Genomic DNA, 23821 nt, shown 5'->3' with positions numbered 1-23821 from the left:
GCGTCAGCTCTCTTCCAGGTTGGCGCCGGACTTCCAGGACCAGTCCCGCCAGCGCAGGTCGAACAGATCCTTGCGCCGATCCTTGAGGTTGGTCACCGAGCCCTCGGCGCGCACCACGGTCAGCCGGGTCAGGTCCAGATCCGAGAACATGATCATCTCGGTATTGGGCGTGGTCTCGGAGAGCACGGCGTCGTGGGGGAAGGCGAAGTCCGAGGGCGAGAAGACCGACGACTGGGCGTACTGAATCTCCATGTTCTCGATCGAGGGCACGTTGCCGACGCTGCCGCACAGTACCACGTAGCACTCGTTCTCGATGGCCCGGGCCTGGGCGCAGTGGCGCACCCGCAGGTAGCCGTTCTTGGTGTCGGTCCAGAAGGGCACGAAGAGGATGTCCATGTCCTGGTCGGCGAGCAGGCGCGAGAGCTCGGGGAACTCGACGTCGTAGCAGATCAGGATGCCCACGCGGCCGGCATCGGTGTCGAAGACCTGCAGCTCGTCGCCGCCCTCGATCACCCAGTCGCGGCGCTCCTGAGGGGTGATGTGCAGCTTGGTCTGGGCGTCGACGCTACCGTCGCGATGGAACAGGTAGGAGACGTTGAAGAGCTGGCCATCCTCATGCTCCTCGATCATCGATCCGGCGATGATGTTGATGTTGCAGGAGATCGCCATGCGCGAGAGCTCGGTCTTGAACTGCTCGGTGAAGCCGGCCAGGAAGCGGATGGCGGCCATCTGGTCCTGCTGGGCGGCGCGGTCCTGCAGGCCCATCAGCGGGGCGTTGAAGAGCTCGGGGAAGACGGCGAAGTCGCTCTGGTAGTCGGAGAGCGCGTCGACGAAGTACTCGACCTGCTGCAGCACCGACTCCACCGAGGAGAACTCGCGCATCTGCCACTGCACCGCGCCCACGCGCACCTGGGTCGGACGATTCTCCAGTACCCGCTCGGCCGGCTCGAAGAGGATGTTGTTCCACTCCAGCAGGGTCGCGAAGCCCTGTGACTTCTCGTCCTCCGGCAGATACTTGCGCAGCAGCCGCTTGACCTGGAAGTCGTTGGCCAGCTGGAAGGAGAGGATCGGGTCGTGGATCTCCTTGCGCGCCACCTTGTCGAGGTACTCGGCCGGGGAGAGCTCGTGGGCGTGCTGGTAATAGTGGGGGATGCGCCCGCCGGCGAGGATCGAGCGCAGGTTCATGGAGCGGCACAGCTCCTTGCGCGCCTCGTACAGGCGCCGGCCCAGGCGGTAGCCGCGGTAATCCGGGTGGATCAGCACGTCGAGGCCGTACATGGCGTCGCCATCCTCATCATTGAGGATGGTCTCGCGCTTGCCGATCAGGTCGTCGTAGCGGTGCGGGTTGGAGAAGGTGTCGTAGTCGACCAGCGCGGTCAGGGCCACGCCGACGATGGTCTCGTCGTCCTCGATGAGGATCTGGCCGTCGGGGAACTCCGTGATCAGCTTGTCGATGGTGGCCTGGGGCCAGGCACCGCCGATGTCGTGATAGACCCGGTCCATCAGCGCTTTGAGCTGCGGGTAGTCGTCCGGGGTCAGGTTGCGCAGGTTGAGGTGCAGGTCGTCGAGGGACATGTGTGCCGGGGCTCCCGCCTAGGAAATGGTTGCAGTCTACCATGGGGTCGAGCCACGCATGATGCAACGCCGCGGCGGAAGGGGCGTCCCGAGTGGCGCCTCGCATCCGGCGGGAGCGGGCAGGCCGTGGCGCGTCAGCGCAGCTGGCTGTCCTTGCTGCCGCGGCGGTTGTATCCGGCGGCCGGGCCTTGCCGCTTGTCTCGCTCTGCCTGGCACCCGATGCAGAAGCGCACCCCGCGGATCGCGTCGCGGCGCGCCTGGGGGATCGGTTCCCCGCACTCGTCGCAGTGCTCGGCACTCTCGCCGTCCGGCAACTGCTGTCGCGAACGTGCCAGGGCATCCTCGACGGTGCTGTCGATCTGCTCCTGGACGGCACCATCCTTCGACCATCCACCAGCCATGAGCTCCTCCGAGACGCCCGGAGCGTCGACCCGAGTGGAAATGGTATCAGTCTGGACCACGCCCGGGATGAGTTCTACGTCCCACCGGCCCAGGGCGGCCCGCATCAAGAAGGCCCCGCCATGGCGGGGCCTCGAGAAGGGCGGGGCGGGCAGCGGTCAGCCGATGGCGGCGACTGCGGCCTTGGCCACCTGGGCGTCCTGATCCGACTTGACGCCGGAGATGCCCACGGCACCGATCACTCGACCGTCGACGACCACCGGCACGCCGCCTTCCAGCAGCCCCTCGAGGGGGGCGGAGAGAAAGGCGGTGCGGCCCTCATTGATCATGCGCTCGAAGACCTGGGTCTCCTTGTGGCTGAGCGCTGCGGTGCGGGCCTTCTGGGCGCTGATCATGGCGGTCATCGGTGCCGCGCCGTCAAGGCGTCGCAGGCCGAGCAATTCGCCGCTGTCGTCGGTGACGGCCACGGTCACCTGCCAGCCGTTGGCCTCGGCTGCCTGTTGGGCGGCGTCGAGAATGGCGTTGACCTCTGCGAGTCCGAGAATGGCTTTGGTCTGCATAGCATGCTCCTTGATTTGGATTTGGTTGGGATAGTGCAGAGAATCCCCGAGCCCGGGCCCGGGGGGAGAAAGGATTTCTTGGCGACCACGGCCCCGTCGAACGCAACGACGTCATCTCGTCTCGATCACTCCAGGGCCTCGTCGACGATCTCGATCCAGTGGCGCACCGGGGTGCGGTTGGCGCCGGCCAGGTGGGTCTGGCAGCTGAATGTGTTAGCGCGGTGACGATGCGTCATGCGAGGGCCTCGTCGACGATCTCGATCCAGTGGCGCACCGGGGTGCGGTTGGCGCCGGCCAGGTGGGTCTGGCAACCGATGTTGGCCGTGACGATCACCTCGGGGTGACCGGCCTCCAGCGCATCGAGTTTGTTGTCGCGCAGCTCGGTGGCGAGCGCCGGCTGGGTGACGGAGTAGGTGCCGGCCGAGCCGCAGCAGAGGTGGGCGTCCTGAACGGGGGTGAGGGTGAAGCCGAGCCTGCGCAGCACCTGCTCCACGGCGCCGCTGAGCTTCTGCGCGTGCTGCAGGGTGCAGGGGCAGTGGAAGGCGAGCCGCCGGCTCTCCTTCACCTCCAGAGTGGCGAGGTCTTCATCCCGCAGCACCTCCACGAGATCCTTGGTCAGGGCGCTGATGCGCGTCGCCTTCTCGGCGTAGTCGGGGTCGTCGGCAAGCACCTCGGCGTACTCCTTGACCATCGCCCCGCAGCCGCTGGCCGTCTGCACGATGGCTTCCACGCCGGCCCCGCTCGCCGGTTCGATATGCGGCCACCAGGCGTCGATGTTGGCGCGCATGCGCGCTCGCCCGGCCTCCTGGGCGTTGAGGTGGTAGTCGATGGCGCCGCAGCAACCGGCCTCCGGCGCCGGCGTCAGGCCGATGCCGAGGCGGTCGAGCACCCTGGCGGTGGCGGCGTTGGTGTTTGGCGAGAGGCCGGGCTGCACGCAGCCCTCGAGGATCAGCATCTGGCGCGGGTGGCGCTTGCCCTCGGGGCGCATGCCGGCATCCACCGGGGCCGGCGGCATCTTGCTGGCCAGCGCGCCGGGCACCAGCGGGCGGAAGGTCTGGCCCAGCTTGAGCAGCGCCTTGAAGCGCCCGGGCTCGACCAGCGCCTTGCGCAGCCCGAGGCGCAGGGCGCGGTCGGCGGGCCGGCGCGGCACCCGGCGCTCGATCTCGGCGCGGCCGATGTCGAGCAGCCTGTGGTACTCCACTCCGGAGGGGCAGGTGGTCTCACAGTTGCGGCAGGTGAGGCAGCGGTCGAGGTGTAGCCGAGTTTCCTCGGTGACCTGGTGGTCGTCGTCGCGGCTCTCGAGCATCTCCTTCATCAGGTAGATGCGCCCGCGGGGGCCGTCGCGCTCGTCGCCCAGCAGCTGGTAGGTGGGGCAGGTGGCGTTGCAGAAGCCGCAGTGCACGCAAGTGCGCAGGACCCGGTCGGCCTCGCGGATATGGGGCTTCTGGAGGTCTTCCTCGGTAAAGTGCGTCTGCATCTCGGGCTTCCCCTTCAGGTCTCAGATCGCCGCGTAGAGTCGGCCAGGGTTGAAGATGCCCTTCGGGTCCAGCTGGGCCTTCAGGGCGCGGTGGTACTTCTCCACCACGGGCTCCAGTGGCATGAAGGGGTCGGCCTGGCCCGCGCCCTCGCGGGCACCGAGGCAGGTCGCGTGGCCGCCGGCGCGGGCACAGGCTTCGCGCAGGATGTCCGCGTCTAGGTCGCTGCGCAGCCAGCGCTGGGTGCCGCCCCAGTCGTAGAGCAGGTCCGCCTCGGCGACGCCGGGCAGGTCCAGCGACGGGGTGTTGTGGGGCAGCGAGAGGCGCCACAGGGGGCGCGCGTCATCGCGGGAGAAGAAGCCCAGGCGCTGCTCGCGCAGCGCTTCCCAGAAGCTGTCGTCCAGGTCGTCGCCGCCCAGCCGCTCGCGGGTGGCGGCCACCGAGCTCGGCCCGCCCTCCAGGCGCAGGTGCAGGGCGCCCTCGTGCCAGGCGGCGGCGGTGAGGGGTAGCGGTGAGCGGCCCCACTCGGCGAGCCTCGCCATGGCCTCGGCCCGGGGCATCTCCAGGCGCAGGCTGTGGCGGGCGCCGGGGCGTGGCAGCACCTTGAGCGATACCTCGGTGACCAGCCCCAGGGTGCCCTGAGCGCCGACCATCAGCCGCGACAGGTCATAGCCGGCGACGTTCTTCATCACCTCGCCGCCGAAGCGCTGCTGCTGCCCGTCCTGGGTGATCAGGCGGATGCCCAGCACGAAGTCGCGCACGCTGCCGGCCCAGGGGCGGCGCGGGCCGGAGAGGCCGGTGGCGACCATGCCGCCCACGGTGGCGTTTGCGCCGAAGTAGGGCGGCTCGCAGCCGAGCATCTGGCCCTGCTCGGCCAGGGCAGCCTCGAGCTCGGCCAGCCGCGTACCGGCGCGCACCGAAACGATCAGCTCTACCGGGTCGTAGGAGGTGATGCCGCGGTGTTCCCGGGTCGAGAGCGTCTCGCCCTCGACGGGCCGACCATAGAAGGCCTTGGTGTCACCGCCGACGATGCGCAGCGGGGTGCCCGCCTCGGCGGCCCGGCGCACGCGCTCGCCAAGCGCCTCGCTGATGTCCTGATCGGTCGATGTGGGGCGTGTCTCGGCCATGGGAAATCCTCAGAATCGGGGCAGCTCGGGGTGCGGGAGCTCGTTGTTATGGACGTGCATGGCGCCGAATTCGGCACAGCGGGCCAGCGTCGGGATGTTCTTGCCCGGGTTGAGCAGGCGGCCGGGATCGAAGGCGGCCTTCACCGCATGGAAGACGGTCAGCTCGCTCGGCGCGAACTGGGCGCACATCTGGTTGATCTTCTCGCGGCCCACCCCGTGCTCGCCGGTGATCGAGCCGCCCGCCTCGACGCACAGCTCGAGGATCTTGCCGCCGAAGGCCTCGGCCTGCTCGAGCTCGCCTTCGCGGTTGGCATCGAAGAGGATCAGCGGGTGCATGTTGCCGTCGCCGGCGTGGAAGACGTTGGCGACGCGCAGGCCATACGCCTCGGAGAGCTCGGCGATGCCCTTGAGCACCCGCGGCAGTTCGCGACGGGGGATGGTGCCGTCCATGCAGTAGTAGTCGGGCGACATGCGCCCCACCGCCGGGAAGGCGTTCTTGCGTCCTGCCCAGAACAGCGCGCGCTCGGCCTCGTCGCGGGCCTGGCGGATATCGGTGGCGCCGGCCTTCTCGAGCACCGTGCGCACCGTGGCGCAGTCATCGTCGACGTCGGCCTCCACGCCGTCGAGCTCGCAGAGCAGGATGGCCTCGGCCTCGACGGGGTAGCCGGCCTTGACGAAATCCTCGGCGGCGCGGATGGCGAGTTTGTCCATCATCTCGAGCCCGCCGGGGATGATGCCCGCGGCGATGATGTCGCCGACCGCTCGGCCGGCCTTCTCGACGTCGTCGAAGCTCGCCATCAGCACCTTGGCGGTCTCGGGCTTGGGCAGCAGCTTGACGGTGATCTCGGTGACCACGCCGAGCATGCCCTCGGAGCCGGTGAACAGCGCCAGCAGGTCGAGGCCGGGGGCGTCCAGCGCCTCGCTGCCCAGCGTCATGCGCTCGCCCTCGATGGTGATCACCTCCACCTTCATCACGTTGTGCACGGTCAGCCCATACTTCAGGCAGTGCACGCCGCCGGCGTTCTCGGCGACGTTGCCGCCGATCGAACAGGCGATCTGCGACGAAGGGTCGGGGGCGTAGTAGAGGCCGTAGGGCGCCGCCGCCTCCGAGATGGCCAGGTTGCGCACGCCCGGCTGGAGGCGGGCGATGCGGGCATCCGGGTCGACGTCGAGGATGCGATTGAAGCGCGACATCACCAGCAGCACGCCCTGCTCCAGCGGCAGCGCGCCGCCGGAGAGGCCGGTGCCGGCGCCGCGGGTGACCACCGGCACGCCCAGCGCCCGGCAGCGTTTCATCAGCGTCTCGACCTGCTCGAGGGTCTCGGGCAGCGCCACCAGCATCGGCAGCACCCGATAGGCCGCGAGGCCGTCGCACTCGAAGGGACGCAGGTCCTCCTCGCGGTGCAGCAGCGTGAGGCCGGGCGCCGAGCGCTGCAGGTCGGCCAGGACCTCGGCCTTGTCGGTAGGGGCCAGCTCGCCGTCGAGCCGCTCGTCGTAGAGGATGTTCATGGGGCTTCCTCGCTTGCGTGCCCATCGCCCACCCGGGCCGGGCACATGACCTGTTTGGCACCAATCTGTGCCTTAATGGTGGGCGTGTCCAGCGTCTGGTTTGCTGGTCAGACCAGTCGTTAGTTGTATTGTGGAAAGCTTTTCCACAATACACCCTCGAGGCTCGCCCTGGCATCCCCGGAGAGCACGATCATGCCCCGTTACCATGAAGAGCTGCGGATCACCTCGCGCACGCCCGACGCCATCGCGGCCCGGCTCGAGGAGCTGATTCTCGACGGCGTGTTCCGTCCGGGCCAGCTGCTGCCTTCCGAGCGGCGGCTCAGCGAGCGCCTGCAGGTGTCGCGCGCCTCCCTGCGTGAGGGGCTGAGGACGCTGCGCAGCAAGGGCGTCATCGAGACCCGCCAGGGGCGGGGCTCGGTGGTCGCCTCGCTGGTGGCGACGCCGCTGGACTCGCCGCTGATGCATCTCTTCCGCGATCACCCGCGCACCCTGTTCGACCTGCTGGAGGTGCGCTCGCTGCTCGAGGGCGAGTCGGCGAGCCTGGCGGCCAGCCGCGGCACGGCCTCGGACCGGGTGCTGATCACCCGCCGCTACCAGGAGATGGTCGACTACGCGGAGGGCGCCGAGACGATCGATGCCGAGCGCCTGGCGCGCCTGGATCACGGCTTCCACCTGGCCATCTGCCAGGCCTCCCACAATCCGGTGCTGGTCCATACCCTGCAGAGCCTGACGGACCTGCTGCTGAGCTCGGTGTTCGCCTCGGTGAAGAATCTCTATCACCGGCCTCGGTCCCGCGAGATGATCAATCGCCAGCACGCCCGGCTGTATCGCGCGGTGGTCGAGGGCAAGCCGGAGCTCGCCCGGCGCGCCGCCCTGGAGCACCTCTCGAGCATCGGCGAGCAGCTGGGCGAGATCGAGGCGGAGGAGCAGCGGCTGGAGCGCTCGGCCATGCGTCTGGAGGGCTGGTAGTAGCGGGGCCGCGTCGGGCGCCTCGAGCGACAGAACGTTCACAAGAACGCTTAAAGAGCGCCCACAAAAAAGCACCGCCCCCACGGCCGGGCCGTGGGGGCGGTGCGTCTTGTGCCACGTCGGTTTGCTGCGTGGCCGGGTTCGCCTGATATCAGCCCAGGCTCAGCAGCGGGTCACCGATGCCCAGCACATAGAAGGCCACCAGGCCGATCGCACCGGCGGCGACGAGATAATAGAGCGTCGGCAGGATGGTCTTGCGGATGGTCTCACCCTCGCGGCCGAGCAGGCCCACGGTAGCGGAGGCCGCAACCACGTTGTGGATGGCGATCATGTTGCCCGCCGCGGCGCCCACGGCCTGCAGGGCGACCATCATGGCGGTGGAGACGCCGAGCTGCTGGGCGACGTTGAACTGGAAGTCGGAGAGCATCAGGTTCGAGACGGTGTTCGACCCGGCGATGAAGGCCCCCAGGGCGCCCACGGCCGGCGCGAAGAGCGGATAGACATCGCCTACTCCATTGGCGACGAGCTGCGCCATGGCTACCGGCATGGAGACCAGGTCGGCGCCGTTGACGCCCGAGTTGATCAGGATGCGCACCATGGGGATGGTGAAGATCAGCACGAAGCCGGCGCCCAGCAGGGTGCGGCTGGATTCGCCGAAGGCCGCCTTGAGCTCACCCAGGCGCATACGGTGCAGCACGGCGGTGACCAGCACCACCGCCAGCAGGATGCCGCCGGGCAGGTAGAACGGCTGAATGCTGCCGGAGACGCCGGCTTCGCCGAGGATGTTGCTCCAGCCGAAGGCGAAGGAGGTGAGCGCACTCTTGAGCGGCTCGATGGTGCGCGAGGCCACCAGGAAGACGGCCAGCAGCACGTAGGGTACCCAGCCCATGAAGGTGGTGATCGGGGTCTTGCCCACCACGTCTTCGGTCTTGATCACCAGCTTGCCGATCCACTGATCCGGCCAGGCGGAGGAGGGCGGGAAGTCCCAGGTGTCCTTGGGCAGCAGGAAGCCGCGACGGGCCGCCGGCACGACGATGGCCAGGCCCACCATGGCGCCGATCATCGACGGGAATTCCGGCCCCAGCAGCACGCCGGCCAGGGCGTAGGGCACCACGAAGGAAATGCCGGCGAAGAGCGCGAAGGGAGTGATGGAGAGCCCCTCCTTCCAGGAGCGGTTGGCGCCGAAGAAGCGCACCATGATCACCACCATGATCAGCGGCATCAGCACGCCGACGATGGCGTGAATCACCGCGACCTCACCGGCGATCAGGCGGAAGTACTCAAGCCAGCTGGAGCCGCCGGCGTCGAGGGTCTCGGTGATGCCAGCGCGATCCAGGCCACCGGTGACCCCCACCACGATCGGCGTGCCCACGGCGCCGAAGGAGACCGGCGTGGACTGGATCATCATGCCCACCACCACGGCGGCCAGCGCCGGGAAGCCGAGCGCTACCATCAGCGGCGCGGCCACGGCGGCCGGGGTACCGAATCCCGAGGCGCCCTCGATGAAGCAGCCGAACAACCAGGCGACGATGATCGCCTGCACGCGGCGGTCCGGGCTGATGCCCGAGAAGCCGTTGCGGATGGCGGTGATGCCCCCGGAGTGCTTGAGGGTGTTGAGCAGCAGGATGGCGCCGAAAATGATCCACAGGATCGCCACGGTCAGCATCAGGCCCTGCAGGGTCGAGGCCAAAACCCGAGTGAAGCTCATCTGCCAGGCGAGCAGGCCGATCAGCGCGGTGACCACGAAGACGATGGGCATGGCGACCCTAGCGGCCATACGCAGGCCGATCAGCAGCACGCCGGCCAGCACCAGAGGCACGAAGGCGAGCAGCGCGAGTAAGGTTTCGTTCATGGAGGAGTTCCTTTCGCGTGGGAACGGTGGAGTCTTGGGTGCCCGCTCGGGGCGTGTTGTGGCTGCGACCTTAAGCCCAAGTCGCGGCCCTGACTACTGTTGGAACATTGGTATGACCAATAAGGCTGGCCCCGTGAGCCTCGCTTTTGGCACGTGAAATGATTGTCTATTCAATGGTTTGTCTCGCGCATGGGCGTCTCGCCCACGCCGCGAGGTGGGCGTGGCGTTAGACTAATGGGCAACTCGCTGTCGCCGGATTACCGCGTGCGCGCGGCGTTGGCGGTGGCCGCAAAGGCTGGCACTATCGAGGACCCTGAACACGACACTGAGGAGGCGGCATGACACGGGTGCTCTATGATCTCTGCGGCATTGACGAGGAGCTGAGGTTCTCACCCTTCTGCTGGCGGGTGCGCTACGCCCTGGCCCACAAGGGCCTCGAGGTGCAGACGCGGCCCTGGCGCTTCAACGACACCGAGGCCCTGGCCTTCGCCGAGCATGACAAGGTACCGGTGCTGGTCGACGGCGACGAGGTGATCACCGACAGCTACGAGATCCTGCGCTACCTGGATCGCGCCTATCCTGAGGCGCCGCTGCTCGGCGAGGGGCTCGCCGCGGCGCGCGGACGCTTCTTCAAGCACTACGCCGAGCGGGTGATGGCCCCGGCCATGCTGCGCACCATCATCATGGACCTGCTCAACGCGATCCATCCCGACGACCGCGCCTACTTCCGCGAGACCCGCGAGAAGCGCTTCGGCCGCACCCTCGAGGAGTTCCACTCCCCGGCCAAGGGGCTCGCCCAGCTCGATGCCGCCCTGGAGCCGCTGCGCGCCCAGCTCGGCGAGAGCGATTTCCTCGACGGCGACGCCCCGGCCGGCGCCGACTACCTGGTCTTCGGCAACTTCATGTGGGCGCGCTGCGTCTCCAGCGCCGACCTGGTCTCCAACGCCGACCCGGTGCACGGCTGGCTCGAGCGCATGCTCGACCTGCACGACGGCCTGGGGCGCCGGGCCCTGCGCGTCACCGACATCGAGGGCGCCTATCGCTGAGCAGGCTTGTCGCGCCACGGATGCCTCTCGCCACGCCCGGCCTCGGCCGGGCGTTGTCGTTCTGTGCCGTTCAGGGACCTGGGGCATCGAGCATCGTTGGATGTTGCGCTGCACAAAACAGGCTGCTATGTTGCAATGCAGCACGGGGCCAAATGCCCCCCACGCTGTCCACCACCGATGGAGGTGTTACATGAGCAAGGCAACCACCCAGCAGGCGACCGAACAGCTCGAGTCCACGTTCGTGGCACCCGCCCGCCGTCTCGGCGCCCTTAATCTCGACTACACCGAGAAGCTGGTCGCCGCCCAGTTCGACGCCGTTCGGGCCCTGACCGACATGGGGCTCTCCCAGGCCCGCGGCTGGCTCGACGTGCGTGACGCCGAGGGCCTGAAGAAGGCCGTGGACACCCAGCAGAAGGCCAGCCAGCACATGGGCGAGCGACTGCGTGGCGATGCCGAGAAGATCATGAGCCTGGGCCAGGCATACGTTCGCGAGAGCCAGAAGCTCGCCGAGGACGGCCTCAAGGCCGCCACGCCGGCCACCAAGTAAGGCACACCTTCGCTTGCCGCTCTCGCGCCACCGATAGGGGGAGCTGACGATGCGACGCTTCACGGGCGCCACCTGCGGGTGGCGCCCGTTTGCGTGAGGGGCCCGCTTTCGTTGCCTTTGTTGCGGCGGCTCGGATCCCCCGCGCCACGGCTCAGTCGCGTTCGTGTCCCAGCAGCGCGATCACCTCCTCGTCCTCCACCTGGCCGAAGTCGGCGAAGAACTGCCCCACGGCGCGAAAGTCTCGGGAGGTCTCCAGGCAGATCACCTCATCGGCCAGCGACTCGAGGCGTGCCACGGTCTCGGGTGGCGCCGCCCCCAGGGCGGCGATCAGCCGCCGCGGGCGGCGGTCCCGCAGGGCGGTAAGGGCGGCCGCCATGGTCGCTCCCGTGGCGCTGCCGTCGTCCACCACCACCACGATGCGCCCCGCCGGATCGATGGCCGAGCGCACCGGGGTATAGCGCCGGCGTCGCTCCTCGATCAGGCCGCGCTGGTGTTCCACCTCACGATTCACCGCGTCCTCACGATAGTGCTCGGCGGCGGGCTCGAGTGCCACGCGGCCGTTCTCATCGACCGCGCCGATGGCGTACTCCGGTTTTCCCGGCGCGCCCACCTTGCGCACCAGCACCACGTCCAGTTCGCCGTGCAGGGCATCGGCCATCCATCGCCCCATGGGCACGGCGCCGCGGGGGATGGCCAGTATCAGCGGGTTCTCGGTCTTCAGGTAGGCGAGGCGGTCGATGAGGTGCTCGGCCGCCTCGCGGCGATCACGAAACATGGCGGGCTCCCGGCAGGCAGGTGTCCTCTCAGTGTAGGTCCCTCTTCCCGGCAGTAGCCCCTTCGGATCACGGCGATGGTCCCCCGCGGCCGTCTCATCGGCAGGCGCCGGCCGGCCGCCCTACCTCAGGGATGTGTCCCGTTTATGTATTTAACGGAAATCATTTCCAGTATACAAAGTTGTTAGGTAATGTTGGCCATGTTGTCCGGCCGATGGCGACATCTTTGGATTCGCGTCGGCACGGAACGGTCTCGGTATAACACCAACAACCGGAGATGCTTCCCATGTCCCTCAGCTCTTCTACGCCGTTGGCCGCGGGTGCGGCCCTGTGTCTCGCCGTCGCGTCCGTCACGGCTCAGGCCGCCACCTGGAGCGATACCTCCATCGGCTATCGCTACGGCACCCAGTTCCAGGAACCTGGAAACTCCGATGACGTCGCCAAGCACGTCCTGCAGCTCACCCACGCGAGCGGTTATTCGCTGGGCCAGAACTTCTTCAACCTCGACCTGCTGCAGTCCGACAGCGCCGATCCCGCCCGCAACAGCGACGAGGGGGCCACCGAGGCCTATCTGGTCTATCGACACCAGCTGCACGTCGGCAAGGTGTTCGATGAGCCGCTCGCCTTCGGGCCGGTGAAGGACGTGGCGCTGAGCGGCGGCTTCGATCTCAATACCAAGAACACTAACTTCGCGCCGCGCAAGCGGCAGCTGCTGCTGGGCCCGACCCTGAAGTTCGATGTGCCCAGGGGCTTTCTCGACCTCAGCCTCTTCTACTCCTACGAGTGGAACCACTGCGGCCTCGATTTCAAAAACTCCTGCACATCGCCGGGCAACGAGACCGACATCAGCTTCGATCCCTACTACCAGCTCAACCTGGCCTGGGGCCTGCCGTTCGAGGCGGGGGCGCTGCCGATGAAGTTTCAGGGCTTCTACAACCTCAACGGCGAGAAGGGCGACGACTACGTCGGTGCCGAGACCGCGGCCGAGCAGCTGATGCGCACCTCGCTGATGCTCGACGTGGGGCAACTCGGCGGCATGGGGGAGAACACCCTCTGGGTCGGCGCCGGCTACGAGTACTGGCGCAACAAGTTCGGCAATCAGAACAAGCCGGGCGTGGATACCGATGCCCTGATGCTCCAGCTGGAGTGGCATCTCTAAGCCAGCCCGCGCAGGCGAGGCCCGAGGGCCATCGTGACCTGCTGACGGCGGAAAAATGTATACCTTAAGAGCTGTCAGTTGTGTACGACTTTGTATTTAGTTGCATTTCAAATCGTACGACACTGTGGCAGCTTGTCTGGCTACAACAATTACCGCTCTCCTCCCCATAACAACAGCAGTGGTTCAACCATGCCAACCAATCCCAGGAACACCTCGATCTTCGATTTCCACGGCAGGCCACCCTTCGTGAAGGCCCTGCCGCTCTCTCTGCAGCACGTGCTGGCGATGATTGCCGGCGTCATCACGCCGCCGATCATCATCGCCGGCGTGGTGGGGGCGACCCCGGGAGAGAAACTGCTGCTGATCCAGATCGCCGTGCTGGCTTCGGGGATCTGCACCCTGTTCCATCTCTATGGCGTCTGGAAGTTCGGTGCCCGCCTGCCGGCCATCTTCGGCGTGGGCTTCGCCTACGTGCCGACCCTGATCGCGGTCGGCGGCCAGTTCGGTATCGAGGGCATCCTCGGCGCCCAGCTGATCGGCGGCATCACCATGATGGTGGTGGGCTACTTCATCCAGTACATCCGCCATCTGTTCCCGCCGGTAGTCGCGGGCACCGTGGTGCTGGTGATCGGCCTGTCGCTCTATGACATCTCGATTCGCTACATGGCCGGCAGCGGCAACGTCAACGCGCCGAACTTCGGCGAGCCGCTCAACTGGATGGTGGGCATCGTCACGCTGCTGACCGTGCTGGTGGCCTCGCAGTTCGGGCGCGGCGTGGTCAAGCTCTCGGCGATCATCGTCGGCATCCTGGTCGGCTACCTGCTGTCGCTGTCGCTTGGCATGGTCAGCTTCGAGGCCGTGGCCAACGCCAGCTGGATCGCCGTGCCGGAAGTGATGCCTTTCGAGATGGAGTTCCACACCGCGGCCATCGTCTCCATGGTGGTGATCTGCGTGATCAACTCGGTGCAGACCATCGGTGACCTGTCGGCCACCAGCGTGGCGGGCATGAACCGTGAGCTGAAGACCAAGGAGCTGACCGGTGGCCTGCTGGGCAACGGCCTGACCACCGCGGCGAGCTCCTTCTTCGGCGCCCTGCCGACCTCCACCTTCAGCCAGAACGTCGGCATCGTGGCCATGACCAAGGTGATCAGCCGCTCGGTACTGGCCATCGCCGGGGTGTTCATGATCGCGGCAGGGCTCAGTCCCAAGTTCGGCGCCATCATGACCACCATTCCCTATCCGGTGCTCGGCGGTGCCACCATCACGGTGTTCGGCATGATCACCATGACCGGCATCCAGCTGCTGATCAAAGACGAGCTTTCCGCCCGCAACATGACCATCGTCGGGCTGGCGCTGGCGCTGAGCCTGGGGATCTCCTCGGTGCCGTCGGCCATCGAGCAGTTCCCGGCGATGCTGCAGAACGTGATCGGCGGCGCGCCCATCGTGGTGGCGGCGATCACCGCCTTCGTGCTCAACATCGTGCTGCCGAAGAAGTCGCTGTCTGACGAGGCCCGAGAGCGCGAGGAGATCGCCAAGGCGGATGCCGAGGCGGCCGCCGCGGCGGCTGGCGAGTCCGTCGACGACGGCAATGGCCACTCGGCCAAGACCGCCGGCGCATCGAAGTAACGACGCGACGAGCGACTCAGCGGAAGTAGAGCGCGGGCGCCCGGCCGATTCTTGGCCGGGTGCCCGCGCCTTCGTGTCTGGAGGGTGCATCGTCGCGGGGTGAGAGGTGGCGACACGCGGCGATACGCGGGCATTCAGGAGCGCTCGCGGCTCGTCGGCCGGCTTCCATCGCGGTCATGGCCGGTCTCGCCGGTCGCCGGGCCGGCATAAAAAAGCGAGCTGCCGGCAGGCCGGCAGCTCGCATGTGCAGGGGCGATCTCGGCTGTCCCCGAGGACGCCGATTCGCCGGGGATTCAGCCCAGGCGGGCCTCGAGGCGGAAGCGGGCGATGCGGTTGATCTGCTCCACCGCGGTGCGGCGCTCCTCGGCCGGATCGTTCTCCAGGCGCGTCTCGAAGGCGGCCAGGATGTCGTGGCGGTCATTGCCCTTGACGGCCATCACGAAGGGGAAGCCAAACTTCTCCTTGTAGGCGGCGTTGAGGCGCTCGAACCGCGCCATCTCCTCGGGCGTGCACTGGTCCAGGCCGGCGCCGGCCTGCTCGCGAGTGGAGTCGTCGGTGAGCTCCCCGGCGATGGCCGCCTTGCCGGCCAGGTCCGGGTGGGCGCGGATCACCTCGAGCTGGCGCTCTGGGGAGGCGCTGGCGAGCACTCGTCCCATGGCCTCGGCGAGGCCATGGGGGGTGTCCTGTTCGCTGCCAAGCCCCTGCTGCCAGGCCAGCTCGGCCACCCAGGGGGAGTGTTCGTAGATCTCGCCGTACTGCTCGATAAAGCGCGCCTGATCGAGCTCGCTGGGGCGAGGAGAAAGGGTGTTGTCGCTCATGCCGTGACCTCCGTTGCGGGTGGTGATGCGTGTCTCGCAAGACAGACTTAGACTGTATACAAAAAATGCTTTGAAATGTACTCCCTTTCGAGCTAAAAATGTGTGTATCGCCATCCGGGGGAAGACGCCCGGCAGTACCATTCACTTGCTTGCCGGCCACCCGCGCCATGGGAGCCGGCTATCGCGGAGAGGAGAGACTCATGGGACGCTTGACCACACACGTGCTGGACACGGCACAGGGCCGGCCGGGGCAGGGCATTCGCATCGAGGTCTATCGCATCGAGGGCGAGAGCCGCAGCCGCATCGGCGAGGTCGTGACCAACGACGACGGCCGTTGCGACGCGCCGATCCTGGAGGGCGAGGCCCTCACGACGGGTGAATACGAGCTGGTCTTCCACGCCGGTGAATACCTCGATCGCCAGGGCCTGGCCGGCGACACCCCGCGCTTTCTCGACGTGATTCCGCTGCGCTTCGGCGTCGCCGACGCCTCCCAGCACTATCACGTGCCGCTGCTGGTATCGCCCTACAGCTACTCCACCTATCGCGGCAGCTGAGCCCACTCGGCGCCGCCTGCCCGGGTCTCCCCCTGCCCGGGCGATGACTAACAACGCACAAGACGAGAGCTGACTCATGCAAGCGTATCTACTGGACTTTGCCAACCTCCTGCTACGGTGGTTGCATGTGATCGCCGCCGTCGCTTGGATCGGCGAGTCCATCTACTTCGTGATGCTGGACAACGGCCTGCGACCGCCCAAGGCGGACGAGGACAAGAAGAAGGGCGTATTCGGCGAGATGTGGGCCGTGCACGGCGGCGGCTTCTACCACAACCAGAAGTACGCCAGTGCCCCGGCCAAGCTGCCCGCCGATCTGCACTGGTCGTTCTGGAAGGCCTATACCACCTGGCTCTCCGGTTTCGGCCTGTTCGTGCTGCTCTACATGACCAACCCCGGCTTCTATCTGGTCAACCCGGGCAGCGACTGGGCCTGGGCCGCCGAGCTGACCGGCTGGCAGGCCAACGCGGTGGCGCTGCTCTTCCTGCTGTCGGGCTGGGTGGTCTACAACGAGCTGTGCAAGCGCATCAGCCCCAACATGGAACGCGACGGCATCCTGAGTCTGGCCGTGGCGGTGATGATGGTGGTGGTCGCCTACCTGAGCACCCAGATCTTCGCCGGCCGCGCCGCCTTCCTGCTCACCGGTGCGGTGATGGCCACCGCCATGTCGGCCAACGTCTTCTTCTGGATCATCCCGGGCCAGCGCCGCATGGTGAAGGCGATGAAGGCCGGCGAGACCCCGAACCCGATCGACGGCAAGCGCGGTAAGCAGCGTTCGGTTCACAACACCTACTTCACGCTGCCGGTAGTGCTGCTGATGCTCAGCAACCACTACTCCTTCACCTACACCCATGAGCTCTCCTGGGTGATCATGGCGCTGTTCATCTTCGCCGGCGCGCTGATCCGCCAGTTCTTCGTGCTGATGCACGCGGGCTCGATCCAGCCGGCCTATCCGGCCGCGGGCGTCGCGCTGATCCTGGTGGCGATCTGGGTCGGTGCACCGACCGGCAACGACAACGTGGCCGCCGCTCACTCAGTATCCTCCTCGGTGAACGACGAGGAGCGGGTGCTGGCCGCATCGAGCTCGCTCAGCGAGGTGCACGAGATCATCGAGCAGCGCTGCGTGAGCTGTCACGCCCAGGCGCCCGAGCATGCCGGCTTCGCCGCGGCACCGGCCGGGGTGATCCTCGAGACCGAGGAGCAGCTGCTGCGCCAGATCGATCAGGTCCGGCAGGTGGTGGCGAGCGGCTACATGCCGCTGGGCAACATCACCCAGATGACCGATGCGGAGCGTGCCGAGGTGGCCGCCTGGACCCCGTGAGCTGAGGTCGCGCCATTCCGACGTTGACAGCCGCCCGCCATTTTGGCGGGCGGCTGTCGTGTTGGGGACCGAAAAGCGTATACAATGGCTGGAATATCGGGTTTTTCACGGAGGCGTAGCGTCCATGAACCAGCGTCAGTTCGTTGCCGAGGGCAAGTCCAGCGACGGCGGCGGTCGCTCCGGCAAGAACGGCGACGGCACCAAGCGTCACGAGGCGATCTATCAGTCGATCAGCGATGCGATCATCGAGCATCGCCTCAAGCCCGGGGCGCGCCTTCGCGAGGACGCCCTGGCCGAGGTGTTCGGTGTCAGCCGCACCGGGATTCGCAAGATCCTCCAGCGCCTGGCCTTGGAACACCTGGTGACCCTGACGCCGCGCCGCGGGGCCAGCGTGACGCGGCCTACCGCCGACGAGGCCAAGGACGTCTTCGATGCGCGGCTGATGGTCGAGTGCGGCCTGATGCCCGAGATCGCCAGGCGCATCACCGACGAGGATGCGATCGCGCTGCGTGACATGGCCATGCGCGAGCGCCAGGCCCTGAGAGCCGGCGAGCAGAGCACGGCGATCCGGCTTTCGGCGGATTTCCATACGCGCCTGGCGAGCATCTCGGGCAACGCCACCCTGGCCGGCTTCGTCGAGGGGCTCTGCTCGCGCTCCTCGCTGATCCTCGCCGTCTACGGCAACGCCGGCCACCTGGGCTGCGAGTCCCACGACCACGACGACCTGATCGGCTATCTCGAGGCCGGCAACGGCGAGCGTGCCGAGGCCTTCATGGGCCGGCACCTGAAGGCCATCGAGGCCTCGCTGTCGATCCACGTCGAGGAGGACGAGGCGCCGGACCTGTTCGAGATATTCTCCGGCTGACGCTTCTTCTCGCCGCGCCCGAACGACGACGCGCCCCGTGCCACTGGCACGGGGCGCGTCGCGTTGTGGGGCCGGGAAGGGCGGGACCCGCTACGACGGGCTCAGGAGTGAGCGGCGATCGGCTCTCGCTGGGTATGCATCAGCAGGAAGTAGAAGGCGCCGCCCAGGGCCGCCCCGATCAGCCAGGCATAGCCGCCCAGCGCTTCCAGGGCCGGCACCCACACCGAGGAGATCGAGAACAGCGCGGCGATGAATAATCTCCAACTCTCGGTCCGTCACGGCAGAGGGCGTCGCACTGATCATAATATTGTTCCATCGCGTTATCGGGGTCAGTTAATCTTCACTCCGTATTGCCTCGACCGCTGCCCGAGCCGCGGCATTGACGGCGACCACCAGCGGGACATCGAAGCGATGCTGCAGCCGCAGGGCGGAGGCCGAAAGCGGGCCACCACCCATGATCACGGCCTGGGCGCCATCCTCCTGGATGGATTCCTGCACCGCCTCCGCCAGAGCGGCATCGAGAGCGTCAGGTGACTGCACCAGCTCGGTGGGATCGCCCGGAGTGACCCTGACACCACGATAGAGGTGCTCATAGCCGAGGGATGCGGCCTTTTGCCGGAATGATTCGATAAGCGCCTCGTCAGGGGTCACGGTAACGATGCCGAATTCGCGACCATCGCGTGCCGCCTCGTGAAACACCTCCTCGCCAATACCGAAGACGGGGAGGTCGACTTCGGCTCTGAGCTCCTCGAGACCGGGGTCGCTGAAGGCCGAGACGATAATGGCAGCTACCCGTTCGTCCCGGGCTGCCTCGACGCCGATGGCAACGACGCCTGGCGTGGCGTCCACCATATCCTGGGGCGTGGTCAGCAGTGCCGGGGCACCGGTGTTGCTACGTTCGACGACAGTCGCCACGCCCTCGGTCTCTAGCCGGGCTAGCTCGGCCATCGAGCGGGTGGCATCGGCATTTGAGTTGGGGTTGATCAGCACGATGGCGCGGTCGGGGTCGGAGGCATTCGTGGCACTCACCGCCGGTGTGAAGACGGCGCAAAGGCAGGCGCCCAGCAGGCCATAGGCGGCCAGCTTGAGGCCCGAGATGGGAAGGGGATGCTTGCGCATGATGGAAGTACTCCGTTCGTTGTCGTTATTTTCGGGGTAAACACCGACGGGAATGTCGCTACCCGTCGGAGAGGAGCGCCCTATACGACGCCCCGGGGTTACAAAATTCCGTATCGATCAGCTGCAGAAGCGCTGGCAGGGGGCCCAGTGTTTCATCAGCAGGTAGTAGGTGAGGCCGGCCGGAATCAGGCTGGCGTACCAGGAAACGGAGGAGAAGGAGAGGGCGGCGAAGATGCCCACCACGGTGGCGATCAGGGCCGCGGGGTTGACGCCGCGGTAGGGCCCCTGCTCGTCGTAGAGCTTGCCGAGGTCCAGGGTGCGGCGGCGCACCAGGTAGTAGTCGACCACCAGGATGGCGAAGATCGGACCGAGGAAGGCGGAGTAGGTCTGCACGAACAGCTGCAGGCCGTCGGCGGAGTCCGGCTGCACCAGCTCCCAGGGGAAGGTCGCGAAGGCCAGCAGGCCGACGATCACGGTGGCGGTGCGGAACTTCAGCTTGAAGGCGTCCATCAGCACGTAGGTCGGCGGCACCACGTTGTTGAGCACGTTGGTGGTCACCTGGGCGAAGGCGATGAACAGCAGGGTGGTCATCAGCAGCGGGGTGTTGTCCACGGCGTTGGCGAACACCTGGACCGGGTCGGCGACGCCGGTGGCCTCGGAGACCATGTAGCCGATCAGGCCCATGAACAGGGTGCAGGGCAGGATCGACATGGCGTAGAGGGTGGTCAGCAGGCCCGGGCCGCTGCCTTCCTTGTGCTCGCGGGAGTAGTCGCTGACGTTGAGCATCATGGTGCTGTAGATGCCCAGGAACAGCATGGTGGCGCCCCAGAAGGGCATCCCCCAGGAGCCTTCCATGGTCAGCATGCTGGCCGAGAGCTCGTCGCCGTAGCGCTGCACGGTGCTATAGAACATGTAGACCAGCGAGGCCAGGATGAAGGCGCTGCCGATGTTCTCCAGCCACTTGATGCCCTGGAAGCCCAGCACCGAGAGGGCGATCTGCAGGAACTGGAAGGTGATGAAGAAAAATATCAGGTTGTCGAAGCCGAACAGGGTCGCCGAGACCATGTTCAGCGCGCCGGCGCCGATCCAGCTCTGGAAGCCGTACCAGACGATGGCGGGCACGGCGCGCACCAGCCCCGGCAGGCGGGTGCCGGCGAAGCCGAAGGCGCTGCGCGCCTGGACCATGAAGGGGATGCCGTACTTGTAGCCGGCGGCGCCGTTCAGGGCCAGGGCGATGCCGATCACGAAGCAGCCGATGGCGATCGCCAGGGTCGCCTGCAGCAGGTTCAGCGTGCCGACCACGCTGGAGCCCATGGTGAAGGTGCCGATCGAGACGCAGCCGCCGAACCAGGCCAGCAGGTAGGAGGTGCGCCCCATGATGCGGGTCTTCTGGGGGGCCAGCGATTCGCTGCCGGCGGCCTTGGTGTCGTGGGAAGCGTCGTGGGTCACCCGGGTATCATCGCCGGGGGCGGCGCGGGAAGTCGAGAGTGTCATGGTGCTCTCCTCGCAAGATGCTGCAGTCGTTGTGGTTGTTGTCCGACCCGCTCGGGGGCCGGGGCGCTTGCGGTGCGCTACCGGCGGGACCGGCGATGCAAGCGTCGGCGTCAGCGCAGGCCGGCGCCGTGGGACAGGTGCTCGAAGCGCCCGGTGAATGCCTTGGCGCGCGGGAAGGCGAGATCGCCCACCTTGCTGGTGCCGAGTCCCAGGCCGACCAGCGCCTCGGTCAGCTTGACCGCCGCGGTCACGCCCTCGACCACCGGCAGGCCGACGGCCTCGCTGATTTCGTCGGTGAGGTCGGCCATGCCGCCGCAGCCCAGCACGATGGCGCCGATACCATCCTCGTCCCGGGCGCGGCGGCCCTCTTCGATGATGCGGGTGAGCGCGGCGTCGCCGTCGTCTTCCAGGTCGAGCACCGGGATCTCGGCGGCGCGGACCCGCCGGCAGTGATGGCTGAAGCCGTACTGCTCGAGCAGGTGCTCGGCGATGATGCCGGTGCGGCCCAGGGTGGTGACCACCGAGAAGCGGGTGCTGATCAGCGTGGCCATGTGGAAGGCCGCCTCGGCGATGCCGATCACCGGGGCCCGGGTCAGCTCGCGGGCGGCCAGCAGGCCCGGATCGCCGAAGCAGGCGATGATATAGGCATCCACGCCGTCGCGCTCGCCGGCCATCACTTCTTCGAGCACGCCGACGGCGCTGATGGCCTCGTCGAAGTGACTCTCGATGGAGACCGGCCCGTGGGCCGGCTGGGTGGAGGTGATAACGGTGCCGGGGGCGGCGATGCCCTGGGCGGCGCTACCGATGGTGTCGGTCATGCCGCGGGTGGTGTTGGGGTTGATGACGCGAATCTGCATGGGGTCTCTCGCTGTGTCGTTATTCTTGTGAACAAGGAATTTGTTTCTTGTACACAAAATAGGACGGCGAGATCGGCAAATCAAGTCCGAACCGGGTGGCAGGTGTGTCCAATAAACCCATTAAAATCAGTGGTATAAATAATAGTTAGAGAAAATTTCGTGACCTCATTCTGTGTATACAATTAAGTGTCTATACCTTGTCTGCCAAAATGCATACATTTTTAATTGTGTAATGAATACAATGATGGTGATGACGATTCGCCGCTCCTGCCACCGGCTCCTGTCAGGGTCGGCTATTGCCGAGCGAGACGCTGAGGCGGGCAGCGTGTCGTGAGACGAGGGGGGCACTTACCTCTCGGTCGGGGGGTTGATTTCTTGTATACAAAAACGGATTCTGAGGGACGCGCCTCAGCTTTACCGGAGGAGACGCGATGCGCCTGCTGATGCTCAACGGCAACACCAATGCCGCCATGACCGCCGCCATGGCCACCCGGGCCAGGGCGTTTCTCGGCGAGGCGGTCGAGGTGGATGCCGAGACGGCCGAGCAGGGGGTGGCCTACATCGGCTCGCGGCGCGACTGTGCCCTGGCCGGCGCCGCCGTGGTGGCGAGCCTCGAGGCGCGTGCCGCGCAGGAGTACGAGGCCGTGCTGCTGGCCTGCTTCGGCGAGCCGGGGTTGGCGGCGGTGCGCGAGATCAGTTCGGTGCCGGTGGTTGGCCTGCTCGAGGCCTCGGTGCTCTCGGCGCTGCAGCTCGGCGCGCGCTTCGCGATCGTGACGCCGGGGCACCGCTGGCCGCGGATGATCGAGGACGTGCTGCACGACCTGGGCGCCGCTCGCCACTGCCTGGGCATCACGCCGGTGGAGATCGGCGACCTGTCCCTGCCGGCCGAGCGCGATGCCGCCCGCGAGCGGGTCCAGGCGGCCGTCGACGATCAGCAGGCGCGGCTATCGCCCGACGCGATCATCGTTGGCGGCGCCGCCTTTGTCGGCCTGGCCGCGGAGCTCTCCGCGCCCCCCGGGACCCGGCTGATCGACTCCCTGGACGCCGGCCTGGCCCAGAGCCTGGCGCTGATGCGGCTGACCGCCGACTGAAGGTGGGGATCTTGCAACTATAATGGGCACACCCTATCCTTTTATTGTATACATTTAGTGTTGCTCAAAATGGCCGCCATGTGCCATCGAGCCAGCCCCTAACAATCGGCCCTAACACCCGGCCTCTAACAAGAAGGAAGCTACGCCATGACCTCACCGATCCGAGGCGACTATCCGCGTGACCTGATCGGCTATGGCCGCACGCCGCCCCAGGCCAACTGGCCCGGCAAGGCGCGCATCGCCGTGCAGTTCGTGCTCAATTACGAAGAGGGCGGCGAGAACTGCGTGCTGCATGGCGACGAGGGCTCCGAGCAGTTCCTCTCCGAGATCATCGGCGCACCCTCCTTCCCCGATCGCCATCTGAGCATGGAGTCGATCTACGAGTACGGTTCCCGCACGGGCGTGTGGCGGATCCTGCGCGAGTTCGAGCGTCGCGGCCTGCCGCTGACCGTGTTCGGCGTGGCCATGGCGCTGGAGCGCAACCCCGAGGTGGCCCACGCCTTCAAGGAGCTGGGGCACGAGATCGCCTGCCACGGCTATCGCTGGATCCACTACCAGAACGTCCCGGAAGAGCTCGAGCGCGAGCACATGCGCAAGGCGATCGAGATCTTCCAGTCGCTGTACGGCGAGAAGCCGCTGGGCTGGTACACCGGCCGCGACAGCCCCAACACGCGCCGGCTGGTGCTCGACGAGGGCAACTTCCTCTACGACAGCGACTACTACGGCGACGACCTGCCGTTCTGGACCCGCGAGGCGGACAGCCAGGGCCAGGAGCGTAGTCACCTGGTGGTGCCCTACACCCTGGACACCAACGACATGCGCTTCGCCGCCCCCCAGGGGTTCAACACCGCGGATCACTTCTTCACCTACCTGCGTGATGCCTTCGACGTGCTCTATGCCGAGGGTGAGGACACCCCGAAGATGCTTTCCGTGGGCATGCACTGCCGGCTGCTCGGCCGTCCCGGACGCTTCCGCGCCCTGCAGCGCTTCCTCGACCACATCGAGGCCCACGATCGCGTCTGGGTCACCCGCCGCGTGGACATCGCCCGCCACTGGGCCGATCACCACCCGGCGCCCTGAGTCGGCGT

Annotated in this window: 23 protein-coding genes; 10 read left to right on the top strand and 13 right to left on the bottom strand. The window is 67.0% G+C overall.

Translation table 11 applies throughout. The features are described from left to right. Positions 1-3: 3 nt before the first annotated feature. The 6 genes from BM388_RS02635 to glcD all read right to left on the bottom strand — a co-directional run bounded on the left by BM388_RS02635 (position 4) and on the right by glcD (position 6645). Positions 4-1575, bottom strand: a complete 1572-nt coding sequence (locus tag BM388_RS02635) for a bifunctional GNAT family N-acetyltransferase/carbon-nitrogen hydrolase family protein (protein WP_089846918.1) — start codon at positions 1573-1575, stop codon at positions 4-6. 134 nt (positions 1576-1709) lie between these two features. Beyond that, a complete protein-coding gene (locus BM388_RS02630) occupies positions 1710-1976 on the bottom strand; it encodes a DksA/TraR family C4-type zinc finger protein (protein ID WP_089847041.1) in 267 nt (88 codons plus the stop codon). Positions 1977-2132: 156 nt separating this feature from the next. Beyond that, positions 2133-2534, bottom strand: a complete 402-nt coding sequence (locus BM388_RS02625) for a GlcG/HbpS family heme-binding protein (RefSeq protein ID WP_089846916.1) — start codon at positions 2532-2534, stop codon at positions 2133-2135. Between the two features lie 232 nt (positions 2535-2766). Beyond that, on the bottom strand, positions 2767-4011 hold the full coding sequence (gene glcF, locus BM388_RS02620; RefSeq protein WP_089846913.1) for a glycolate oxidase subunit GlcF: 1245 nt from the start codon (positions 4009-4011) through the stop codon (positions 2767-2769). Positions 4012-4032: 21 nt separating this feature from the next. Further along, positions 4033-5136: a glycolate oxidase subunit GlcE gene (glcE, locus tag BM388_RS02615; protein ID WP_089846911.1), complete on the bottom strand. Its 1104-nt coding sequence runs from the start codon at positions 5134-5136 to the stop codon at positions 4033-4035. A gap of 9 nt (positions 5137-5145) precedes the next feature. Continuing rightward, on the bottom strand, positions 5146-6645 hold the full coding sequence (gene glcD / locus BM388_RS02610) for a glycolate oxidase subunit GlcD (protein WP_089846909.1): 1500 nt from the start codon (positions 6643-6645) through the stop codon (positions 5146-5148). 192 nt (positions 6646-6837) lie between these two features. On the opposite strand from glcD, the gene glcC reads away from it, so the two are divergent. Next, a complete protein-coding gene (gene glcC / locus BM388_RS02605; RefSeq protein WP_089846907.1) occupies positions 6838-7614 on the top strand; it encodes a transcriptional regulator GlcC in 777 nt (258 codons plus the stop codon). Between the two features lie 151 nt (positions 7615-7765). On the opposite strand, the gene BM388_RS02600 is transcribed toward glcC, so the two are convergent. Continuing rightward, positions 7766-9466: an L-lactate permease gene (locus BM388_RS02600; RefSeq protein ID WP_089846905.1), complete on the bottom strand. Its 1701-nt coding sequence runs from the start codon at positions 9464-9466 to the stop codon at positions 7766-7768. A gap of 338 nt (positions 9467-9804) precedes the next feature. Here BM388_RS02600 and BM388_RS02595 point away from each other — a divergent pair, with 338 nt between their 5' ends. After that, entirely contained in the window at positions 9805-10512 is a 708-nt protein-coding gene (locus BM388_RS02595; RefSeq protein ID WP_089846903.1) for a glutathione S-transferase N-terminal domain-containing protein, read from the top strand. 190 nt (positions 10513-10702) lie between these two features. After that, positions 10703-11059, top strand: coding sequence for a phasin family protein (locus tag BM388_RS02590; RefSeq protein WP_089846901.1), 357 nt, complete (start codon positions 10703-10705; stop codon positions 11057-11059). A 151-nt stretch (positions 11060-11210) separates the two neighbouring features. On the opposite strand, the gene BM388_RS02585 is transcribed toward BM388_RS02590, so the two are convergent. Further along, on the bottom strand, positions 11211-11834 hold the full coding sequence (locus BM388_RS02585; RefSeq protein WP_089846899.1) for a phosphoribosyltransferase: 624 nt from the start codon (positions 11832-11834) through the stop codon (positions 11211-11213). A gap of 284 nt (positions 11835-12118) precedes the next feature. Between BM388_RS02585 and BM388_RS02580 the strand changes: the two genes are divergently transcribed. Further along, positions 12119-12991, top strand: coding sequence for a hypothetical protein (locus tag BM388_RS02580; protein WP_089846897.1), 873 nt, complete (start codon positions 12119-12121; stop codon positions 12989-12991). Between the two features lie 189 nt (positions 12992-13180). Beyond that, positions 13181-14617 carry a uracil-xanthine permease family protein gene (locus BM388_RS02575; protein WP_089846895.1) on the top strand — a complete coding sequence of 479 codons (1437 nt, stop codon included), beginning with the start codon at positions 13181-13183 and terminating at the stop codon, positions 14615-14617. A gap of 293 nt (positions 14618-14910) precedes the next feature. On the opposite strand, the gene uraD is transcribed toward BM388_RS02575, so the two are convergent. Further along, positions 14911-15435 carry a 2-oxo-4-hydroxy-4-carboxy-5-ureidoimidazoline decarboxylase gene (uraD, locus tag BM388_RS02570; RefSeq protein WP_089846894.1) on the bottom strand — a complete coding sequence of 175 codons (525 nt, stop codon included), beginning with the start codon at positions 15433-15435 and terminating at the stop codon, positions 14911-14913. Positions 15436-15635: 200 nt separating this feature from the next. Here uraD and uraH point away from each other — a divergent pair, with 200 nt between their 5' ends. The 3 genes from uraH to BM388_RS02555 all read left to right on the top strand — a co-directional run bounded on the left by uraH (position 15636) and on the right by BM388_RS02555 (position 18172). Further along, positions 15636-15989: a hydroxyisourate hydrolase gene (gene uraH, locus BM388_RS02565; protein ID WP_089846892.1), complete on the top strand. Its 354-nt coding sequence runs from the start codon at positions 15636-15638 to the stop codon at positions 15987-15989. Between the two features lie 76 nt (positions 15990-16065). After that, positions 16066-17307, top strand: a complete 1242-nt coding sequence (locus BM388_RS02560) for a urate hydroxylase PuuD (RefSeq protein WP_089846890.1) — start codon at positions 16066-16068, stop codon at positions 17305-17307. Positions 17308-17431: 124 nt separating this feature from the next. Continuing rightward, positions 17432-18172 (top strand): GntR family transcriptional regulator, encoded by a 741-nt coding sequence (locus tag BM388_RS02555; RefSeq protein ID WP_089846889.1) that lies wholly within the window; start codon positions 17432-17434, stop codon positions 18170-18172. Between the two features lie 101 nt (positions 18173-18273). On the opposite strand, the gene BM388_RS18160 is transcribed toward BM388_RS02555, so the two are convergent. The 4 genes from BM388_RS18160 to BM388_RS02540 all read right to left on the bottom strand — a co-directional run bounded on the left by BM388_RS18160 (position 18274) and on the right by BM388_RS02540 (position 21642). Continuing rightward, positions 18274-18396, bottom strand: a complete 123-nt coding sequence (locus tag BM388_RS18160; RefSeq protein WP_281245169.1) for a hypothetical protein — start codon at positions 18394-18396, stop codon at positions 18274-18276. Between the two features lie 109 nt (positions 18397-18505). Then, positions 18506-19291 carry an aspartate/glutamate racemase family protein gene (locus BM388_RS02550; RefSeq protein WP_089846887.1) on the bottom strand — a complete coding sequence of 262 codons (786 nt, stop codon included), beginning with the start codon at positions 19289-19291 and terminating at the stop codon, positions 18506-18508. A gap of 117 nt (positions 19292-19408) precedes the next feature. Then, positions 19409-20785 carry an NCS1 family transporter gene (locus BM388_RS02545; RefSeq protein WP_245781442.1) on the bottom strand — a complete coding sequence of 459 codons (1377 nt, stop codon included), beginning with the start codon at positions 20783-20785 and terminating at the stop codon, positions 19409-19411. A 110-nt stretch (positions 20786-20895) separates the two neighbouring features. Further along, entirely contained in the window at positions 20896-21642 is a 747-nt protein-coding gene (locus tag BM388_RS02540; RefSeq protein ID WP_089846885.1) for an aspartate/glutamate racemase family protein, read from the bottom strand. A 431-nt stretch (positions 21643-22073) separates the two neighbouring features. On the opposite strand from BM388_RS02540, the gene BM388_RS02535 reads away from it, so the two are divergent. Together BM388_RS02535 and puuE are read left to right on the top strand one after the other, a co-directional pair. Continuing rightward, positions 22074-22733, top strand: coding sequence for an aspartate/glutamate racemase family protein (locus tag BM388_RS02535; RefSeq protein WP_089846883.1), 660 nt, complete (start codon positions 22074-22076; stop codon positions 22731-22733). 147 nt (positions 22734-22880) lie between these two features. Further along, complete coding sequence (gene puuE, locus BM388_RS02530) at positions 22881-23813, top strand: allantoinase PuuE (protein ID WP_089846881.1); 933 nt, start codon at positions 22881-22883, stop codon at positions 23811-23813. Positions 23814-23821 lie beyond the last annotated feature (8 nt).

Origin of the sequence: Halomonas saccharevitans, from assembly GCF_900116405.1 — a bacterium.
Taxonomy (GTDB): Bacteria; Pseudomonadota; Gammaproteobacteria; order Pseudomonadales; family Halomonadaceae; genus Halomonas; species Halomonas saccharevitans.
Note: the sequence above shows the minus strand (reverse complement) of the source record. Positions and strands in the feature narration are given on the sequence as shown.

Coding starts and splice junctions, on each gene's coding strand:
- glcD (WP_089846909.1), bottom strand. CDS start 6,645: ATGAACATCCTCTACGACGAGCGGCTCGACGGCGAGCTGGCCCCTACC.
- BM388_RS02600 (WP_089846905.1), bottom strand. CDS start 9,466: ATGAACGAAACCTTACTCGCGCTGCTCGCCTTCGTGCCTCTGGTGCTG.
- BM388_RS02545 (WP_245781442.1), bottom strand. CDS start 20,785: ATGACACTCTCGACTTCCCGCGCCGCCCCCGGCGATGATACCCGGGTG.
- BM388_RS02555 (WP_089846889.1), top strand. CDS start 17,432: ATGAACCAGCGTCAGTTCGTTGCCGAGGGCAAGTCCAGCGACGGCGGC.
- puuE (WP_089846881.1), top strand. CDS start 22,881: ATGACCTCACCGATCCGAGGCGACTATCCGCGTGACCTGATCGGCTAT.
- BM388_RS02630 (WP_089847041.1), bottom strand. CDS start 1,976: ATGGCTGGTGGATGGTCGAAGGATGGTGCCGTCCAGGAGCAGATCGAC.
- BM388_RS02635 (WP_089846918.1), bottom strand. CDS start 1,575: ATGTCCCTCGACGACCTGCACCTCAACCTGCGCAACCTGACCCCGGAC.
- glcC (WP_089846907.1), top strand. CDS start 6,838: ATGCCCCGTTACCATGAAGAGCTGCGGATCACCTCGCGCACGCCCGAC.
- uraD (WP_089846894.1), bottom strand. CDS start 15,435: ATGAGCGACAACACCCTTTCTCCTCGCCCCAGCGAGCTCGATCAGGCG.
- BM388_RS02590 (WP_089846901.1), top strand. CDS start 10,703: ATGAGCAAGGCAACCACCCAGCAGGCGACCGAACAGCTCGAGTCCACG.
- BM388_RS02580 (WP_089846897.1), top strand. CDS start 12,119: ATGTCCCTCAGCTCTTCTACGCCGTTGGCCGCGGGTGCGGCCCTGTGT.
- BM388_RS02535 (WP_089846883.1), top strand. CDS start 22,074: ATGCGCCTGCTGATGCTCAACGGCAACACCAATGCCGCCATGACCGCC.
- BM388_RS02585 (WP_089846899.1), bottom strand. CDS start 11,834: ATGTTTCGTGATCGCCGCGAGGCGGCCGAGCACCTCATCGACCGCCTC.
- BM388_RS02560 (WP_089846890.1), top strand. CDS start 16,066: ATGCAAGCGTATCTACTGGACTTTGCCAACCTCCTGCTACGGTGGTTG.
- BM388_RS02595 (WP_089846903.1), top strand. CDS start 9,805: ATGACACGGGTGCTCTATGATCTCTGCGGCATTGACGAGGAGCTGAGG.
- uraH (WP_089846892.1), top strand. CDS start 15,636: ATGGGACGCTTGACCACACACGTGCTGGACACGGCACAGGGCCGGCCG.
- glcE (WP_089846911.1), bottom strand. CDS start 5,136: ATGGCCGAGACACGCCCCACATCGACCGATCAGGACATCAGCGAGGCG.
- BM388_RS02550 (WP_089846887.1), bottom strand. CDS start 19,291: ATGCGCAAGCATCCCCTTCCCATCTCGGGCCTCAAGCTGGCCGCCTAT.
- BM388_RS02540 (WP_089846885.1), bottom strand. CDS start 21,642: ATGCAGATTCGCGTCATCAACCCCAACACCACCCGCGGCATGACCGAC.
- glcF (WP_089846913.1), bottom strand. CDS start 4,011: ATGCAGACGCACTTTACCGAGGAAGACCTCCAGAAGCCCCATATCCGC.
- BM388_RS02625 (WP_089846916.1), bottom strand. CDS start 2,534: ATGCAGACCAAAGCCATTCTCGGACTCGCAGAGGTCAACGCCATTCTC.
- BM388_RS02575 (WP_089846895.1), top strand. CDS start 13,181: ATGCCAACCAATCCCAGGAACACCTCGATCTTCGATTTCCACGGCAGG.